This is a genomic window from Paenibacillus sp. FSL P4-0127 (assembly GCF_038007325.1).
GTDB lineage: Bacteria > Bacillota > Bacilli > Paenibacillales > Paenibacillaceae > Fontibacillus > Fontibacillus macerans.
On sequence record NZ_JBBOWY010000001.1, the window covers coordinates 4752153 to 4770263 of the forward strand.

The window sequence follows — 18111 nt, forward strand, 5'->3', positions numbered from 1 at the left end:
TATTTGGAAACGCTTAATAAATTTCCGCCGAAAAAAGGAATATGGAGGCAAGGAAACAAAAACCAATATTACCCGTTATGGAAGCTGTTTGAGAAAAACGAAGTTTATCCACGATCTACCTGATATTCGAAATATATTCCCTGGCCGTTATGCCGTATACGCGTTTAAAATGCTTGTTCAAATGCGATAAATCCACAAACCCGCATGCGGCGACCGCGGCGTAGATATCCTTGTTTTTTTCGATCATCCGCTTGGCGTGCTCCAATTTGCTGTTCAAAAAGAACCGGTACGGAGAGATGCCCGTGTTCGCTTTAAACGCCCGGATAAACTGGAATTTGGTCATTCCCAGCTCCCCGCATAACTCATCAAGTTTCAGCACTTGGTCCAAATTGGCGTAAATCATTTCCTTGGCCCGGATTATGAGGCTGTCCCCTTTACCAAACATCGTACTCATTTCAATTTCGGAAAAATGATCCGCAAGCGCTGCAAGCAGCTCATAACATAGCGCTTCGTCCTGATTGCCGAAAATCGCCCGAACCAGGTTCAATATGCTTTGCTTCAGCCTGCGATTATATACGATCGGGGACGAAAACTTGACGATCTCCTTCAACCCGGCCAGCTCCATAAATAATTTCGGATGGATGTACACCATGACATAATCGATGCCTGTCCTATCCTGGGACCTTCCATCATGCACCTGTTCCGAATGAAAAAGCATCACTCCGTCCCGATAGGACGACTGGAAACTTCCGTCCAAATTGTACTGCTGGACGCCGCGCAAAGTGACGCCAAAAGCGTATTCTTCATGGCTGTGCTTCACGTATTCGAACTCGGACATACTTGCGGACAGCGCGGTGATTCCCGCCGCTTTCTTATATACGAATGTGTCCATCCCAAATCACCCCGTTTTATCTCCATATCCCCAATACCTCTATGGCAGAATAAACCAATAATACCGCTAGAGCAATGTTGGCAACCTTTTGATATTTTTGCAAAAAACGATGCAGCATTCTGCCAAACAACGCCCATGTGACAAATGCCAAAAAAGCAATCACCGTGATCGCCAGCACAAAGGCAAATATACTCAGCGAAGACTTGTAATAGGGCATAACATAGCCGGGGATCACTGACATCGTGAATAACCATATTTTAGGATTTACAAATTGCATGACATATCCGGATCTAAACGTAGCCGCTTGTGCCGCCGTATTCTCCGACAGATTCATTTTGTACACTTGATAAGCAAGGTAGAGCATATATACGCCCCCTATTATCTGCATCACCAGCAAAATTTTCGGCACGATGGTTGCAATTAAGCCGTTTAGAGCGGCGGAGGCGGACAGCAGCATGAAAAAGGCGACAGTCGCCCCCCACATGTATCGAAAAGACTCTTTAAGCCTATTATGATGGGCTATCGATAAGATAGCAATATTCGTCGGCCCCGGCGTAAAAGTGGCAATCACGCAATACGTCAGAAAAGAAATCAAGCTCATCAAGATACCTCCATGCATTTAATACATGCATGTTACACTCTCCGCTTCGTGCCGGTATAGTACGATATTGCAGGGGTAGTAACGCCTCCGCCAGTTCATCTCCCCCGCCCGCTATGTCGTTCGCAAACAGGCCCTCGCCAAATTTTCGCTTGGGGGATCAGGCAACTATTCTATCGGAACGCGGTTTATGAAATAGTTAACGTTGACACCTTTGTTGCAACCTCATGGCTAGTTCAAAAAAACGAACAGGAGGTTTTCGTATTGAGTAAGCGGTTACGCCCTTTTTGGAATCTTGCTCTCGGATTTCTTGTCGGCCTCTCCCTGGTTTGGTCCGCGTGTCTGCCCCTTTCCACCGCGTCGGCCGCAGCCCCCAGGCAAGCGGAAAAGCTTGGCCGGGGACTGGTGGCGGTGAAAGTCGGCGGCGGGGTGTTTGTAAGTTGGCGGCTGCTTGGGACCGAGGAGCTATCTGTGTCATTTAATCTGTACCGTAACGGAACCAAGGTGAATTCCAGCCCGATAACGAACAGCACGAACTATCTTGACGCGGCGGGCACGGCTTCCTCCTCGTATACGGTCCGGGCGATCGTCAACGGAACGGAGCAATCGGCCTCCCCTGCGGCCCGTGTATGGGCCAACAATTATCTTGACGTGCCGATCCAGATTCCGGCCGGCGGCACGACCCCGGACGGCGTCAGCTACACGTATAGCGCCAATGACGCCAGCGCCGGGGACCTGGACGGGGACGGGGAATACGAAATCGTGCTGAAATGGGACCCGTCCAACTCCAAAGACAACTCGCAAAGCGGATACACGGGCAACGTCTACCTCGATGCGTACAAGCTAAACGGCACGCGCCTATGGCGGATCGACCTGGGCAAAAACATCCGCGCCGGCGCTCACTACACGCAGTTTCTCGTATATGATTTCAATGGGGACGGCAAAGCCGAAGTCGTTTGCAAAACCGCGGACGGCACCGTTGACGGGACAGGCGTGACGATTGGGAACGCCGGTGCGGATTACCGCAACTCGAGCGGATACATTTTGTCGGGACCCGAATATCTGACCGTATTTAACGGACAGACGGGCAAAGCTTTAAGCACCATCGACTATGTTCCGCCAAGAGGCAACGTATCCAGTTGGGGCGACAACTACGGCAACCGCGTCGACCGTTTTCTCGCTGGCGTGGCCTATCTGGACGGCGTCCATCCGAGCATCATTATGGCGCGCGGTTATTACACGCGCACGGTCGTGGTCGCCTATAACTGGAACGGCAGCACCTTAACCCGGAAGTGGACGTTTGACAGCAACAGTTCCACCAACCCGGGAACGGCCGGCCAGGGCAACCACAGCTTAAGCGTGGCCGACGTGGACGGCGACGGCAGAGATGAAATCATTTACGGCGCTTTAACCATCGACGATAACGGAGCCAAGCTGTATAACACAGGATTGGGGCATGGAGACGCGCTGCATGTGGGGGATTTGAATCCGAACCGGCCCGGCCTGGAGGTTTTTAAGGTGATGGAAAGCACCAGCGCGCCTTACGGTGCTGCCGTATGGGACGCCGCGACCGGGCAAGTTCTGTGGGGCGTTTATACCGGCAAGGATACCGGGCGGGGCATGTCCGCCGACATCGATCCGAATTATCCGGGGGAAGAAGTATGGGCCAGCGGCGGAGTTGGCTTGTACTCGATTACCGGCAAGAAAATCAGCAGCTCCACGCCTTCGATTAACTTCGGCATCTGGTGGGACGGCGATCTGTCCCGGGAACTGCTCGACGGAGTTAAAATCGACAAATGGAACTACTCCAATAACTCCATGTATAATCTGCTAACCGGATCCGGCGTTGCTTCCAACAATGGCACCAAAGCCACGCCAACCCTGCAGGCCGATCTGTTTGGCGACTGGCGCGAGGAAGTGATCTGGCGCAAATCCGACAACACCGCGCTGCGGATCTATACCACCACGGACATCACCAATTATAAAATTTACACCCTGATGCACGATCCGGTGTACCGGCTCAGCATCGCCTGGCAGAACGTCGCCTATAACCAGCCGCCGCATACAGGGTATTTTCTCGGCAACGGCATGGGCCCGGTCACAAAACCGAATATTTATGTTGTGCCGTAAATAAGCTGAAAAGCCGGGGCGCCACGCGCTCCGGCTTACTTTAAGTTGATTTCCTTATGAAGGGGACAAGGAAACTGTCGCCGGCTCTTGAGCAGCCAGCTCCGGCCGCTTGGCAGGCAACAAATTTTCCACCGCCAAGATTTGATCAAAAAGGCCAAAAACTTCTTCCGTATCGTAAAGATTTTCGAGGACGCTGACTTCCGCCATTAAACGCCCCGAAAGCGTAGCCATGGTGAGCAGCAGAGACTGATTTTTAATCGAAAAATACCTGGAATCCACCATTCCTCCATCATCGGTTCCTTGATAACTCCCAGATTGGACAAGCCGTTTCCCGGGCGCATGCTGCAGCAAGCCGTCGGTTAATCGGCAGCAGATAAATTCGCTTAATGTCATTTTTTCACTTTTGCATTGCCGTAAAATTTCCCTGGTCTCTTCCGGGCTGAAGCAATACGCCTTTTTGACGTGTCTTCCGCCTGGCTCCGGCCTTCTGCCGTGGCTCAGATCCACGGTTTTGCCTCGGCCTCCCGCTTTGCCCGTCACCTTGAACAGAAGTTCTATCACAAAAGGCTGATCGGTATGATTTGCCGCATCTCCTCCTTGCTTAGCGCCGGCCAAAATTTGCCGACCACTCCCTTTCCGTTGCTGAACTGCCAGCAGCCAAGCCCAAGCGGAGACAACATTTAATCGGAGTTGCCCAGCTTGCGCAACTGCAGTGAATCTGTCATCGTTATTAACCATTCCAATAAAAAAGATTTTAATCCAAATAATCCCCTGTTCGTTTGACTATATGGTAAAACCCGTCACCTCCTCCTGGTTTTACTTGACATTTGTATACTTCGGGTCAATGATAGGCACTCGCCAGCCCCCGTTCGGGATTTTTCACCCTAGAGATGGGGACCATGCTGAGCGAACTGCGAAAAGCCGGTGTGCAACCAAGTCGCGCACCGGCTCTCCGCTTTAGAAACAATCAATCCGCCCTCTCGGGCAATCTTATTCCAACTTGTCCAAATCCACAATAAACCCGTTCGTCTTCAAAATATCCAAACCAAGCAAGCCCATCTCATCCATGATCTTGGTATAAAACGGTACGGTCCCACCTATTCCATAAGCTTCGTAAACAGGGTCTCCATTTTCATAAGTAACTCCGATCTGTTCCATGGCATCGGGACTGAATATGGTGTGGGATGAGCCGGTATCCAAGATAACATCTGCTATCTGTATCGTATTTCCGCGATAAGTTACAGAAAGGTTAATCGTCAGAAGATTTCGATGATCATGAATCTTCATAGGTTACGCCGCATCCTGACCAAAGGATCCGTACGCAGATGAATGACGCACTCCTCATTAGAAGTATGATAAACAAGCTGCTGCGGCCCTACGTTAAAGAATTCCCTGTTAGCCTCCCTTTCCGGTATAACCCGAACCGGAGCCATATCCGTTATGATTTTCTTCCCATTTTCCTTCCGAAAATCGAGAATAGACAACAAAACAAATTGATCTGGAAACAGCTCGCGTACTTCTTGCCATTACATTGCAAATCCTCCTTGTTCTAGGATTTACTTAATAGAAATACGATTGCTCTTATTTTATCATGCTAGGGCTGAAAAGGATAAAATGAAACTCAATTAAAACTGTCTTGCATTAACGTTTAGGTCGTATTTGGCCCCAGTTCTATTATAAGTGTAAATCTTCCAATCTCCGCTTAAGCCGTCTGCAGCGAGCTCTTGATAACTTACCGTTTGTTGTTTACCCGGCCCTAATTCATAATCGGTTAGCAACTCAACTCCATTGCGGCTGATTTCCAAGTAAACGGATGAAGTGGAGTTGTTTTTCACCCCAACCTCCATGTTTTTACCGTTTTCCGGTACGGTTGTAAACGTGCCGGTATACCCGCTGCCGCCCGATATATGAACACCATTGATCAGAATTACATCCGACGGACCATTTGCAACCTGATCATCCGCTTCCGTAATGGCAGATGCTGACGCCGCGAAAGTAAGAAACAACATAGCTGCTGTGAGAAAAAATGCAGGAACTTTTACTTTTTTCATACCCTTAATCTCCTGAAATTTCGAATATTCGAATAAATATGTAATATAAAGCCTGCTCCTTATTATACAAAATTCCCTTGAAATAAAATATGACTCAATCCAGAAAATCGGCGGTATACAGTTGGGTGGAGAAGGCCGCGTAACACTCACCTTTTGGTAAGTACCTGTACTAAAAGTGCATACTTACATATTTGCAGCCGGCGCATTATACTCAGGAAATAAATCAATTTTAAGGAGGCCAAAACCTTGAAAACTCTTGTTGTCGTCACCCACCCCAACATAGAATCATCCGTCATCAATAAGCGATGGGTGGAAGAACTTCGCAAATATCCGGAAAAATATACCGTACACGAATTGTATAAGGTTTACCCTAACGGAAACATCGATCCGAAAAAAGAACAACAACTCATCGAATCGCATAGTAACCTTGTGCTGCAGTTCCCCATTTATTGGTTTAATTGCCCGCCTCTCCTTAAACAATGGCTTGACGATGTTTTTGCCTATGGATGGGCTTACGGTTCAAAAGGAGGCGACAAATTAAAGAATCGCAAAATTGCCTTAGCCGTGTCCGCCGGAATCAGAAAAGAAGATTACAGTAAAGACGGGAGATATCGTTACACCCTTGAACAATTACTAGCTCCTTTTGAAACGACCTTCCTATACTGCGACGCGGACTACCGTTCGTTTTTTGCATTTTATGGCCAAGAAAATGCACCCGGCGGAAATGAGCCCGGTGCAGAACACGCGACACTGGTAGACGAGTTGGAAAATAGCGCGCGCGACTACCTGAATTTTATCGACAGCCTATGAGCAAAGACCGCCGGGGAAGTTCGCACCGGCGGTCTTTGGCTGTGTAAATTTTTGCCCCCAATGCGAATTCAGTGGAAAATAAGGGCAAAAAATGTCGCTATTTCGGCGATACTACCCATATGGAGTGCAATAGAGGTAATTTATGTCCTTATTTTCCCCTGTCGCCAGGAAATGTCCGCGTTCCGGACCTTTCACAGGAAAATAAAGACCAAAAATGCCGTTAATGGGGGTGAACAGGCCTAGCTCAGGAAAATAAGTACATAATGTGCCGCTATTTTGAAGCCCGATGCTCGATCGCCGATAGTGCTCCAGTAGCCGGCAAGTCCTTCAAGCTGTTGTTCTCTCCCCACTCGCACATCAGATTTAACAGCGGGAGTAGAGAACGGCCGCGTTCCGTTAAAGAATATTCAACTTTTGGCGGCACTTGGGGAAATTCCTCGCGCTGGATCAGGCCGTCGGCCTCCATCTCTTTTAACATAACACTCAGCGTTTTAAAAGAAATCGTCCCAATCCCGCGCTTCAGTTCATTATGCCGCATCACCTTGTTTTCGGCCAGCCAGTACAAGATGATCATTTTATATTTACCGCCGATTACGGACAACGTGTATCCAAAGCCGGTGTCTTTTAGCGCCACGCCGGATGGAACACAGGTTTCGCGCATCAATTACACTCTCCTTCAGGTAAAGCTTTCGCCTTAGCTTCGCCTTTGATGTTAAAGCGGTGGATGTTCGTTCGTACGCCAAGCGCCCCTAGCCCCGCCGAGTTTCGGGAGTACGCCGGAGCGCGTGGGAGTGCGCGGAGCACCCGGGAGCGCGCGGAGCACCCGGGAGTTGCGCGGGAGTACACGTGAGTACGCCGGAGCGCCCTGCGCAACCGCCCGCTTACTCCCGCGCAACCGCCGCTTACCGCATTGCGCGCGCCAGCTCCGTGAAGATGACGCCAAGCGCGTAGGCGCCGGCATCCGGGTACCCGAGGCTGCGCGCCCCAACTGCGCCGGCCCGCCCCATGCGGGCGACGATCGTCTCGGTGCGCTTCGCCCCCTCAACGGCCGCTTCTGCCGCCTTGGCCGCCGCGCTCTTCAGATCGTCGCCGGCCGCCGCGCTCCGCGCCCACGAGTCCGCGAACGGAACCAGCGCGTCGATCAGCGTCTTGTCGCCGACGACCGCACCACGGCCGAAGGAGCGCTCGCCCGTGGCCTGGATGCCCTCCACGGCCGCCTGCATCATCGCCGCGAACTCCGCGGCCGAGAGCGCCTTGCGGTCGCCGGCGTATCTGCCGGCCGCACGGAACGCCGAGCCCCAGATCGGGCCGGATGCGCCGCCGCAATGCTCCATAATGACCAGCGAGCAGGCCTCCAGGAAGCCGCCGATCGTGCCCGCGTGATGCTCGATAATCTCCGGCCACTCCCGCTTCAATTGCTTGAAGCCTTTGGCCACGCTCATGCCGAAATCACCGTCGCCGGCATGCGCATCAAGCTCGCAGAACGCGACTTCATTTTCAATAATAATCTCGCTCATTTTATCCGTCAGATAAATGATATTGCGCAGCGTAAACGCGTCGTTCCCCACCTCTGCATCCGCCGGATCGGTCTCGCAGCGGAAAGACGGCTCGCGCTGTTCCGCCCCGTCCGTCTCCGCTTCGAGCGGCAGCGGCGCGAACGGACCGCGCACCTGCAGCGCCGGCGTATCGCATTCCGCCTCCAGATACCGCTTCAACTCCTCGTCCAGCCTCATAAGCGTGACCGAAGCGCCGGCCATATCGATGCTGGTCATATAGTTGCCCGCAAACAATTTAAAAATCGACTGGCCCCGGCCGCGGATCTCGCGCACAACCGCGTTCGCCAGCACATAAAGCTCCTGCAGCGGCGAAGCGCCGAATCCGTTCACGAGCACCGCCAGCTCCTCCTTGCCGGAACCGCCGTCCAGGTTCATGTCGCGGTACAAATCGTCAACCATCTTGCGCGCCAATTCGTCCGCCGAAGCGATTTTCTCGCGGCGAATGCCCGGCTCGCCGTGAATGCCGACGCCGTATTCGATCTCTTCCTCCCCGAGCTCAAAAGTCGGTGTACCCTTGGCCGGCACCGTGCATGAGGTCAAGGCGAAGCCGATGGTGCGCGTGCGTTCGATCGCCTTTTGCGCGGCCGCCTTCACTTCGGCCAGCTCCAGCCCCGCTTCAGCGGCGGCGCCGGCGATTTTGTGCACCAGCACCGTCCCGGCCACGCCGCGGCGGCCGACCGTATACAGGCTGTCCTCCACCGCGATATCGTCGTCCACCTTCACATAATCGACCTGGATGCCGTCTTCAGCCGCGAGATGAGCCGCATTTTTGAAATTCATCATATCGCCGCTGTAATTTTTGATGATCAGCAGCACGCCCTTGCTCCCTGCGGAAGCTTTAATTGCCTGATAAACCTGAATCTGCGACGGGGAAGCGAACACATCGCCGCAAACCGCCACATCGAGCATCCCCCGCCCGACGAATCCGGCATGGGCCGGTTCATGGCCGCTGCCCCCGCCGCTGATCAAAGTGACTTTGTCCTGGTTTCGTTGTTTTTTCTTCACGATTTTGTACTTGCTGTCGAATTCCAGTTCGGGATGGACAAGCGCGAGCCCCCGCCCCATTTCCCGAACCAGCGTTTCCGGCTTGTTAATGATCTTCTTCACGTTTCAATCACCCTTTATGCTTGATTTTCTACCGCTACTAAAATGATCAATGAACGACTGAAATAATGGAAAAAGCTGTGGGCCTCGCTTCATTATACAATATAAGGTGTCCTCTCAAAAGTTATCCTCGAACGACGCCTCCGCCACGGTAAACACGGCCCCGTCAAATTTGTAACGCAGCCGGATCGACACCGGGAATTCGGCCGGCGACACCTGGATCGGTACCGACGCGTACAGGGTGTTTCTTTCCACAGAATAGCGGACGATGTTGCCGAGTGCGGGCTGATCCAGCCAAAATCCGGCGTCCTCTTCCTGGTATTCGAACGTGCGCGTTTCGCCGGCCAGCGTAAACCGGTACGTTCGCTTCCCCTCTTCCGCCGTCATGTCCGCAGTTAGCTCGGTTTCGGCCACTAACACCGGATCCGCCGCGGATACATCCGTTAAATTGCTTCTCAGCAGCTTTAGCTCCGATTCGTGAACCCCGGTGCCGTATCCGGTCGTCAAGATCACGGCCAGCACCTGTTCTCCGTCCCCTGCCGGCAGCATCGCCGCTTGCGGATAATAGGATTCATTGCTGACATTACTCCAATCGTCGAACGTTTTTTCCGCAGCCCCATACCTGACATGAATCGGCCGGATCATCCCCTTATCCCTGTGCAAAATTCCCGTTATCTTCAGACCGAGCTCCGCATCCTCCTTCAACACAACGTTTTTCCCCTCGCCGGGACCTGTTGCGGCGCCTTCATCATCCCGCGTCCCGGTTTCGTCCGTGCTTACCAGTTCAATGCGCGAGATTTTTTGCGTATCGGCGCGAATGTATACGTCAATCGTCTCCTGAAATACCGTGGGAATTGAATCTCTTAACCCCAAACGGAGCGAGTACACGGTATGCGCATCCGCGGCACTGATCGAATCGATGTACACTTCATACACCCAAGGACTGGACACGTCATAGCGTTCCAGCGCTTGTTTGACCTCCGGATTTTCCCAAATGTCCGGCGTCGGGCCGCCCCAAACGCCAAGCTGCCGCTGCAAAAGCGCTTTGGCCAGCGTCACGAGCGTGCGGTCGCTGCCCTGCTTGACCGCGTTTTCCGCGGAATTCCACCAGTCGAAATCCCCACCTTGCCCAGGCTCAAAACCGGAGCGGAACGTCCCTCCTCCCTGGGTAACTGGACCCGGGCCATTGTCGGACGAGACGGCCGTAGGCTCCGCCCTGCTGCCGAACCAGATGCCGCCGCCCAGCACCAGGAGCAGCGCCGGAACGATCACCACGACCGCTTGAATCCATGCTTTCCGAGAGCGTTTCTGTAACGCCGATGGCAGCCGCCGCTCGACCCGCTCCATCATGTCGGGCCCAAAACGCCGCTGTTTAAAAGGCGGTCTGGCCAACCTTTGATCCCATTCCGGCTTCCATTCATGCATGATCGTTCACTCCTTTCCATGCGGCGGCAAGCTTCTTTTTGGCCCGGTGAATCCTCGACTTTACCGTACCCGGCGAAAGGCCCGTAATTGCGGATATTTCATCCATGGACAACTGGTGGTGCACGCTTAGCACCAGCGGGTCGCGAAACTTGCCGGGCAGTTTCAAAACTTGCCGCCACAATTCGTCCGCCGCTTCCCGCTCCAAATATTGCGATTCGGCGGATGGCGAAGACGGAGCGGACGCTGTCCCGCCCAGCCCTTCGTCCGGCGAACGTTCCCCAAGCAGCACCGCTTTGCGTAAAAATGCCCGTCTTTGATAGGATAAAGCGGTATTGCGCGCGATTTTCAGCAACCAAGTTTTGACGGAAGCCTCCCCGCGAAAAGAGGCATAATGTTGATACGCTTTAATAAACACATCCTGCGCGACATCGTCCGCCGTATGCGTATTCCTGGTGATGACGTAAGCGTAGTTCCAAACGTCTTCCCCGTACGATTCCATCAGCATCCGAAGGCCCGATACGCTCATCTCCGCAAGATGCTCTAGCTGCATCTCCCTCAAGCTGTTCTCCTCCCCTTTACCCATACAGACTCCTCTAGGGCGGTGGAAGTTCCCAAACTGGCACAAAAATTACGCTTTCGGCTTGGGCTCGGCCAATTGTTCCGGCAAAATCAAATTCCGCTCCAGGATCAGCAGCAATTGCTCCACCATTTCCTCCGGAGTGTAAGGCATTGACCGGACCATCCACCATTCCATCAGACCGGCAACCGCCACCGCCAGAAACTGGACGAGAATCTCCGGGCTGATCCCCGGGCCGATGCCGCAATTTTTGATGATCTCCCCGATCCCCTCCTCCATCATCGCTTTCATCCGGTTTCGGAATGCGGGAACCCCTTTGCTCGTCATGAGCGTGGCATAGATGGAGGCGTTGCGCTGCAAAAATTCAAACGTACGCAGCAGCAAAGCTTTTGCGGACACCTCGCTCGGCTCCCCATCGGGCAGGCAGGTTTCATACAATAGCTGCAAATACGTTTCGATGCATTGATCCAGCAGGGCGTATTTGTCCGTAAAATGCAAATAGACCGTCCCCCGGTTCACGTTGGCCCTGTCCGCGATTTCCTGAATCGTGATCTTTTCAAAGCTTTTTTCCCCCATCAGCATGACAAAAGCTTCCATAATGGCCTGCCTCGTTTTTGCGATTCGTCTGTCCATTGCTCTCTTTGCTCCTCTTATTAGACATTTCCGATAGCATTTGTTGAATACTCAACAGAATCAAAAATATTGCCGATTGCTGCGGTATTTCAACGGATGTTAAGGTAATTGTAATCAACAAACGTTATTTTTTCAACAAGTGTTCATTCATTTTGAAGGTGAGGAGCGAAACATGAGAGTACTGGTTTACGGAGCTGGCGTTTTAGGAAGCTATTTGGCCCATGTGCTTGTGCGCGGGGGCAATCAGGTTACCGTATTGGCTAGAGGGAAACGGGCGGAGGAACTGGAGCGCGATGGCCTCGTCATCCGCCATTACTTTCAGCGGAAAACGACGGTGGATCAGGTGCGCGCCATTCGTGCGCTGGAAGCGGCCGATATTTACGACCTCATTTTTGTCGTCATGAAATATTCGGATTTTCCCGCGGTCCTGCCGATTTTGGCCGCTAACCGGAGCAGCAACATCATCATCGTCGGCAATAACACGGACGCCCGCGACATGCAAAATTACCTGAAAGAGCACAGCAATACGCCCAAAGATATCGCCTTTGGATTTCAACTTAGCGCCGGAAGCAGAGAAAACGGGCAAACCGTCTGTATCCGCGGCGGCGGCGGACAGATGGCGCTTGGCGGATTGGATGGTCCTATCCCCTTTAAAGCCGACCTTGACCTGGCGTTTGCGAATGTGAAATACAAACTCATCTATCACGATAACATCGATGCTTGGCTAAAAAACCATATCGTCCCCATTCTGGCGCTCAATTACCCCGTAATCTTCCATGAGCGCCGGATGAAGAAGATCGCCGGGGACGGCAAGCTGCTGCGGCAGATCATCGCGGCCATGGACGAAGGCTTTCGCGTGCTGGAAGCCCAGGGTTATCCCCTGGTACCGGCCGGGCAAGCTTCATTTATCCGTAAACACCCCACGCTGATGCGCCTGCTTTTAAAAATATACCACCTGCTGCCGGCCAGCCGGCTGGTCGATGGTTCGGCCTACGAAATCGCCGCTTTAAGCAGCGTCTTCCGCGAGTGGAAAAACCGGTCCAACGTCTCCACCCCCAGCTGGGATATCCTCGAAGAGCAATTTCTCGCGAAAGGTCCTTTTTGAATTTAGCTATTTTCCATTGATAATTGCCATAAAGTTAGCTAAAATAAATGCATAAATTAGCTAATCCGAGGTGAGCTTTATGCGCGTTTCTTCCACCGATATGCAGAACAATTTCGGGAAGTATTTAAAGTTTGCGGAGGCGGGTGAGGAAATCATCGTGACGAAGAACGGCAAGGATGTGGCCAAATTGACGGCGTTTGCCGGGGAGGATGACGACCCCTTCCTTAAGGAGGAAGCGGCCAGATACGAAAGCGGCGATTGGGTGACCTATGAGGAGTTCCTCGAGCTGACCGAGACATCGGAACAGCTCTTTGAGCTCATCGACGGCGCCGTGTACAACCTTGCCTCTCCTTCGTACAAGCACCAACACGCGGTGAATGAACTGCATGGTACGTTTTATCTTTGGTTTAAAGGAAAACCTTGTACACCGCTGACATCCCCTTTTGACATTACGCTGAAAAAGTCAAAAACGAATATTTGCGTCGTACAGCCGGATCTGGTCGTCATTTGCGGCAAAGATCAAATCAACCAACGCGGCAAATATATGGGCACGCCGGAACTGGCCGTCGAGGTGCTGTCTCCTTCCACGCGAAGCAAAGACTTGATCCGGAAGCTCGACTTATACCGGAAATGCGGCGTGAAGGAATACTGGATCGTCGATCCGATGAAGGAGCAAGTGACGGTGTTCACTCTGACTGACGGCGAAATCGCGGATGTAGCCTATTATTCGAAATCCGGCGACCCGTACGCGCTCTCGCAGCTTTACGAGGGCTTGCGCGTATCGATGCAGGATCTGTTCGCGTAATCCCCGGCTCATGTCAACAAAAAAGCAGGCGCCCCTAGGCTCCTGCTTTTTTGTCCAGATATGTTTCCATCGTTTTCATGCCCTCTTTGCGTTTTTTGGCATATTCCGCCGTCGCGGTGAACAGCACATCGGAAGATGAATTCAGCGCCGTTTCGAAAGAGTCCTGCAATACGCCGATGATGAAGCCTACACCAACGACCTGCATCGCAATATCGTTCGAAATACCAAACAAGCTGCAGGCCAAAGGTACGAGGAGCAGCGAACCGCCGGCCACGCCGGAGGCGCCTGCGGCAGACATTGCCGACAGTACGCTGAGAATAAGCGCCGTGCCAAAATCCACTTGAATGCCCAACGTGTGAACAGCCGCGAGCGTTAAGACGGAGATCGTCACCGCCGCCCCCGCCATATTAATCGTCGCTCCCAATGGAATGGATACCGAATACGTGTTTTTATCCAGCCCTAGTTTTTCGCATAAGCGCATATTGACCGGAATGTTGGCCGCGGAACTTCTCGTGAAGAATGCCGTTATCCCGCTTTCCTTCAAGCAGCTAATCACGAGGGGGTACGGATTTCTGCGGATGTTCAGATACACGATCAGCGGATTCACCACAAGCGCCATAAACAACATGCATCCAATCAGTACGAGAAGCAGCTTCCCGTAATCGAGCAAGGACGAAATACCGTTTGCGGTGATAGTGTCAAACACAAGTCCCATGATCCCGAACGGCGCCAATTGAATGACCCATCTGACGATTTGCGATACGGCGTCCGAAAATTGGGTGAGCAGGTTTTTCGTAGGATCGCCGGCGCCTTTTAGCGCCACGCCAAGCAGGACCGCCCATGCCAGGATGCCAATATAGTTAGCGTTGATCAGGGCGTTGACCGGGTTGTCCACCACTTTGAACAGTAAGTCCTTTAGCACTTCGACAATGCTGCCGGGCGGAGTCAGGTCCCCGCTGCCCGTAGCAAGCGACAAGCTTACCGGAAAAATGAAACTTACCACAACCGCAATCAATCCTGCCAAAAAAGTGCTTATTCCATAAAGGACGAGGATCGATTTCATGTTCGTTTGGCTGCCCTTCTTATGGTTCGCAATGGCGGCCATGACCAAGAGCAAAACCAATACGGGAGCCACTGCCTTTAAGGCGGATACGAATAACGTGCCGAAAATAGCAATCCCCGCTGCCTTGGGAACGGACAGGGCCAATACAATCCCAACGATAATTCCCAGAAATATTCGTTTTACGAGACTCATTTGATTCCACTTAAGCACTATTGTTTTCATTTTCTCCTCCGGATACCAATGTGAAAAATATAGCCGAGCACTGCCGCGACGCTGTAGCGAGTCATAGCGTTAGTTTATCACGTAATTTGGCGGTTGTGTGCATGTGGAAATATCTGTTTTATTAATTTTCACAAAATAACCATTTATTGGAATGTGATATTTTAAAAATTCCTCCGTCAGCTCGATTACTTATCGGCCTAAGGCATCTTCTACCATGTAATTCGCCAAGTCGATATCGATATCCAATCCAAGAACCAGCTTGGCCAGTTGAAACCCGATATACGGACCCATCGTTAGTCCCGATGCTCCCAAGCCATTGGCCACGTAAATGCCTGTCCAACCGGGCAAAGCGCCGATCACGGGGAGAAAGCCTGGAGTGAACGGACGAAAACCGACCCTCGCCTCCACAAAGCCGCCTTCCGCGAGCCCGGGAGCATGCTGTAGCCCTTTATTCAAGACCTCCTGCAGACCGCCCGCCGTGACGCGCGTGTCGAAGCCTTGCGGATCGTTCTCATGGGTGGCCCCGATCACAATCCGTTGGCCGCCGAAGGCCAATATATACTGATCGCCGGGCGGCATAACGACGGGCCAATGCCCCGTGTCCGCATCCGGCAATGCCAAATGAACGATCTGCGCTTTCTGATAGGTCGCTTTAAAATCTACGCCTAACGGTTTCAGCAGCGGATTGGCCCATGCTCCTGCACAGACCAGAACCGCGTCGGATTCGATCGTTTGATCCTCAACTTGGACCCCGGTAGCGGTTGAACCGGCGAATCGGATCGCGGCGTCTCCGTTCAGCAGCGTGGCGCCAAATCCGATCGCGGCGCGCAGCAGCGCATCCCGCAGAGCGCGTCCGTCGACCCGGGCGGCCCCGCTAATATGCAGAGCGGCATAGTCGTCCGCCAGCGGAGGAAACAACCGCTTCACTTCACCGGGATTCAGCAGCGTGATTTCGCCGATTTCCGGGGCATCCTGCCGGCGTTTGACAGCCAGCTTTTCCAGTTGGACAAGCTTTTCAATCTCCTTATGTAAACGAAGCGCCCCCACCCGGGCATAACCGGTTTCGGTCTCCCCGCCCTGTTCCAGCTCTGCGATCAAAGAGGGGTAAAACCGCGCGCCCTCCTTGGCTAGCCGATACCAGGCTTGGTTGCGCCGCTGCGATATCCAGGGGCAAATGATTCCGGCAGCGGCAGCGGTCGCTTGTCCCGGGTCTTTCCGGTCGACAATGATCACTTCCGCTCCCCTTTTAGCCAATTGATAGGCCGTTGAAGCGCCTAAAATTCCCGCGCCGATGACAATAAACTTTTTCATGGTTCAGCATCCTTTTGTCTTAATTCATGTTGTATTTTTCCTTACGCTGGCTGACCGCAAACAAAACGAACGATAAAATCTGCAAAAGTAACATAGGAATCGCCAACCAGAGGAAAAAAAGCGATACGATCGGCGCCAAAAGCATCACAACGGCTTCCACGCTCCGAACGTAATTAAACGGAACCAGTCTTGAATGGCCTTCCATCAATAAAGAAATGATGGCGGCCACCAGCATCATACTAAATAGAAGTGAAACATAGGCGGCGGTCACGGCCATTCGGCTTAACGCGGTGTCCTGCACCAGGAACGCAGCCAAGTAAAAAAATGCAACCACGCCCACGGCAAACATGAAAATAATCGGCTTCAGCGGGATGAACAGTTTGGAGACCGTCTCGACTACATCCGTAGGCATCGTTAATGGAGACAGTTTTTCCTTGACTCTATCAAGACGATCGATCTCCTTTTGGACAATGGATAGCAGAGTGGTAAGGACAAAAGCATCTTCCTCCGTATAATAATCCCTTAGAATTTGGCGGGCCTCCCCTGTAAAACACGAGCTCGCTTCCCCTAACTTTATGTATAAATGCTGCTTGGCCTGCGAATCTTCCGGTTTGTTGATCGCCTGGGCGATCGCGGCTTCAACCCCGGCGTACAAGTCCATCCGCCTTTGAATCAGCGACAACTTAGCCCGATTGCTCTCTTCCATCATCCCCTTAAATTCTTTATAAAGCCACACAAGGGCCATAAATGCCACAACCAAAGCCAACGCCCAAACGGGAGAATGCTGTAAATAATCTATTAATTTGTCCAACACGAACCAAACACCTCATAATCAGAGTTCTTCTGTCACATTAGCCATTATACTATAATCTGGAAACCTGTCGAACTGAACTTTTTTGGTCGCGTAAAAAATAAAATAGAGCCTCTCAGAACTGAGTCGCCTTGGAACTATCATTTCGGCTATCTAACATTTACCGGAGATTTCCCCCGTCCATGCCCGTCATCTCCTCGGTATAGACGTCAAAGGCTAGCTTCGCGGAATCCGAAGACCAGGAAATATCGGGGATCAGGTCGCTATTGCCGCCAAAAGCTTGATGCCATACGTCCCGATGTTGTGGTTTATCACAGGGTACCTCCCGCGCTCCTGCCACAGGCGCTTTGCCTAAAGACCGGTTGAATTGAATCGGTCCGCTTCGGCTCGCCCTGTTGACTTAAGTATAGATAGAGAATATCTCCGAAAAATATCCGACTTGTAACGATCCTGTAAACTGCAAAAAAACAAGCCCAGGCTCTATTCCAAGTCTGGGCTTACGCCGGCGGTTATAGTCTCCGGCCGTTCCTAAGAATCATTTAGAATTTCTCTTACGTATGTATGTCCAAGCCGCTGGCTACGATGGAGAACTCGTTTAAACCTGTTTCCGGGGACTCCAACAGTAAACAGAGTTCAAACAAGCCGGTTTCCAGCAGATAAACTTCTTCGTACAGACACAAACTACGGACCGGGTCAGCATCGCAACAGAGCGATTTCACCTCCAAAAAAGTGAGACGCGTCTCCTTTTCCTTAAAGCATTCCTGGATTACGATCTCGACGCGGCGATCCGCAGATGAAGTCATCCTTATCAGCTTCGCATTATGAAATCTGATTTTTTCTTTCAATCCTCTAACCGGCATAGGGAGACTTGGCTTTATCGCCTCATAATAGGCTTTATAGTCCTTGCAGCGCCTTTCCCATTCTTCATCCCAACTTTGTTTCCACTCATCGATCAAACCGGCCAAATCCGGCGCGGCAAATCCTGTTCCGTTTCCGGATAAACGAGATAACCGCGTAC

The 18111-nt window shown here is 52.2% G+C and carries 18 protein-coding genes; 4 read left to right on the forward strand and 14 right to left on the reverse strand.

Features of this window, described 5'->3' with window-relative positions; genetic code table 11:
* Positions 1 to 115: 115 nt before the first annotated feature.
* Positions 116 to 892, reverse strand: a complete 777-nt coding sequence (locus tag NYE74_RS21445; protein WP_036623592.1) for an AraC family transcriptional regulator — start codon at positions 890 to 892, stop codon at positions 116 to 118.
* 16 nt (positions 893 to 908) lie between these two features.
* On the reverse strand, positions 909 to 1493 hold the full coding sequence (locus tag NYE74_RS21450; RefSeq protein WP_036623594.1) for a LysE family translocator: 585 nt from the start codon (positions 1491 to 1493) through the stop codon (positions 909 to 911).
* Positions 1494 to 1814: 321 nt separating this feature from the next.
* Here NYE74_RS21450 and NYE74_RS21455 point away from each other — a divergent pair, with 321 nt between their 5' ends.
* Positions 1815 to 3620, forward strand: a complete 1806-nt coding sequence (locus tag NYE74_RS21455; protein ID WP_051985876.1) for a rhamnogalacturonan lyase — start codon at positions 1815 to 1817, stop codon at positions 3618 to 3620.
* A gap of 54 nt (positions 3621 to 3674) precedes the next feature.
* Here the strand turns inward: NYE74_RS21455 and NYE74_RS21460 are convergent, their stop codons facing one another.
* The 3 genes from NYE74_RS21460 to NYE74_RS21470 form a co-directional block, all read right to left on the reverse strand.
* Entirely contained in the window at positions 3675 to 4235 is a 561-nt protein-coding gene (locus tag NYE74_RS21460) for a hypothetical protein (protein ID WP_036623596.1), read from the reverse strand.
* Between the two features lie 375 nt (positions 4236 to 4610).
* Positions 4611 to 4907, reverse strand: a complete 297-nt coding sequence (locus NYE74_RS21465; RefSeq protein WP_036623598.1) for an aspartyl protease family protein — start codon at positions 4905 to 4907, stop codon at positions 4611 to 4613.
* 338 nt (positions 4908 to 5245) lie between these two features.
* Positions 5246 to 5671 carry a hypothetical protein gene (locus NYE74_RS21470; protein WP_051985491.1) on the reverse strand — a complete coding sequence of 142 codons (426 nt, stop codon included), beginning with the start codon at positions 5669 to 5671 and terminating at the stop codon, positions 5246 to 5248.
* A 246-nt stretch (positions 5672 to 5917) separates the two neighbouring features.
* On the opposite strand from NYE74_RS21470, the gene NYE74_RS21475 reads away from it, so the two are divergent.
* Positions 5918 to 6481: an NAD(P)H-dependent oxidoreductase gene (locus NYE74_RS21475; protein WP_036623602.1), complete on the forward strand. Its 564-nt coding sequence runs from the start codon at positions 5918 to 5920 to the stop codon at positions 6479 to 6481.
* A 271-nt stretch (positions 6482 to 6752) separates the two neighbouring features.
* Here NYE74_RS21475 and NYE74_RS21480 read toward each other — a convergent pair whose 3' ends face one another.
* The 5 genes from NYE74_RS21480 to NYE74_RS21500 all read right to left on the reverse strand — a co-directional run bounded on the left by NYE74_RS21480 (position 6753) and on the right by NYE74_RS21500 (position 11776).
* Positions 6753 to 7142 (reverse strand): winged helix-turn-helix transcriptional regulator, encoded by a 390-nt coding sequence (locus NYE74_RS21480; protein WP_036623604.1) that lies wholly within the window; start codon positions 7140 to 7142, stop codon positions 6753 to 6755.
* Positions 7143 to 7383: 241 nt separating this feature from the next.
* Positions 7384 to 9144, reverse strand: coding sequence for a dihydroxyacetone kinase subunit DhaK (gene dhaK / locus NYE74_RS21485; protein ID WP_124333484.1), 1761 nt, complete (start codon positions 9142 to 9144; stop codon positions 7384 to 7386).
* A gap of 114 nt (positions 9145 to 9258) precedes the next feature.
* Positions 9259 to 10566: a hypothetical protein gene (locus tag NYE74_RS21490; protein ID WP_155621023.1), complete on the reverse strand. Its 1308-nt coding sequence runs from the start codon at positions 10564 to 10566 to the stop codon at positions 9259 to 9261.
* A complete protein-coding gene (locus NYE74_RS21495) occupies positions 10559 to 11116 on the reverse strand; it encodes an RNA polymerase sigma factor (RefSeq protein WP_036628284.1) in 558 nt (185 codons plus the stop codon). Before NYE74_RS21495 ends, NYE74_RS21490 begins: the two co-directional genes overlap by 8 nt.
* A gap of 78 nt (positions 11117 to 11194) precedes the next feature.
* A complete protein-coding gene (locus NYE74_RS21500; RefSeq protein ID WP_036623611.1) occupies positions 11195 to 11776 on the reverse strand; it encodes a TetR/AcrR family transcriptional regulator in 582 nt (193 codons plus the stop codon).
* Between the two features lie 172 nt (positions 11777 to 11948).
* Between NYE74_RS21500 and NYE74_RS21505 the strand changes: the two genes are divergently transcribed.
* Together NYE74_RS21505 and NYE74_RS21510 are read left to right on the forward strand one after the other, a co-directional pair.
* Positions 11949 to 12881, forward strand: a complete 933-nt coding sequence (locus tag NYE74_RS21505; RefSeq protein WP_316560869.1) for a ketopantoate reductase family protein — start codon at positions 11949 to 11951, stop codon at positions 12879 to 12881.
* Positions 12882 to 12960: 79 nt separating this feature from the next.
* A complete protein-coding gene (locus NYE74_RS21510) occupies positions 12961 to 13686 on the forward strand; it encodes a type II toxin-antitoxin system prevent-host-death family antitoxin (RefSeq protein ID WP_124333481.1) in 726 nt (241 codons plus the stop codon).
* A 34-nt stretch (positions 13687 to 13720) separates the two neighbouring features.
* On the opposite strand, the gene sstT is transcribed toward NYE74_RS21510, so the two are convergent.
* From sstT to NYE74_RS21530, 4 genes are all read right to left on the reverse strand, one after another.
* Positions 13721 to 14971 (reverse strand): serine/threonine transporter SstT, encoded by a 1251-nt coding sequence (sstT, locus tag NYE74_RS21515; protein WP_036623617.1) that lies wholly within the window; start codon positions 14969 to 14971, stop codon positions 13721 to 13723.
* A 189-nt stretch (positions 14972 to 15160) separates the two neighbouring features.
* The gene (locus NYE74_RS21520) at positions 15161 to 16282 is read right to left on the reverse strand and encodes an NAD(P)/FAD-dependent oxidoreductase (protein WP_036623619.1); all 1122 of its coding nucleotides are present in this window, start codon (positions 16280 to 16282) and stop codon (positions 15161 to 15163) included.
* 19 nt (positions 16283 to 16301) lie between these two features.
* Entirely contained in the window at positions 16302 to 17093 is a 792-nt protein-coding gene (locus NYE74_RS21525) for a hypothetical protein (RefSeq protein WP_213510521.1), read from the reverse strand.
* Positions 17094 to 17644: 551 nt separating this feature from the next.
* The gene (locus NYE74_RS21530) at positions 17645 to 18049 is read right to left on the reverse strand and encodes a DUF4085 family protein (RefSeq protein WP_036623623.1); all 405 of its coding nucleotides are present in this window, start codon (positions 18047 to 18049) and stop codon (positions 17645 to 17647) included.
* Between the last annotated feature and the right edge of the window lie 62 nt (positions 18050 to 18111).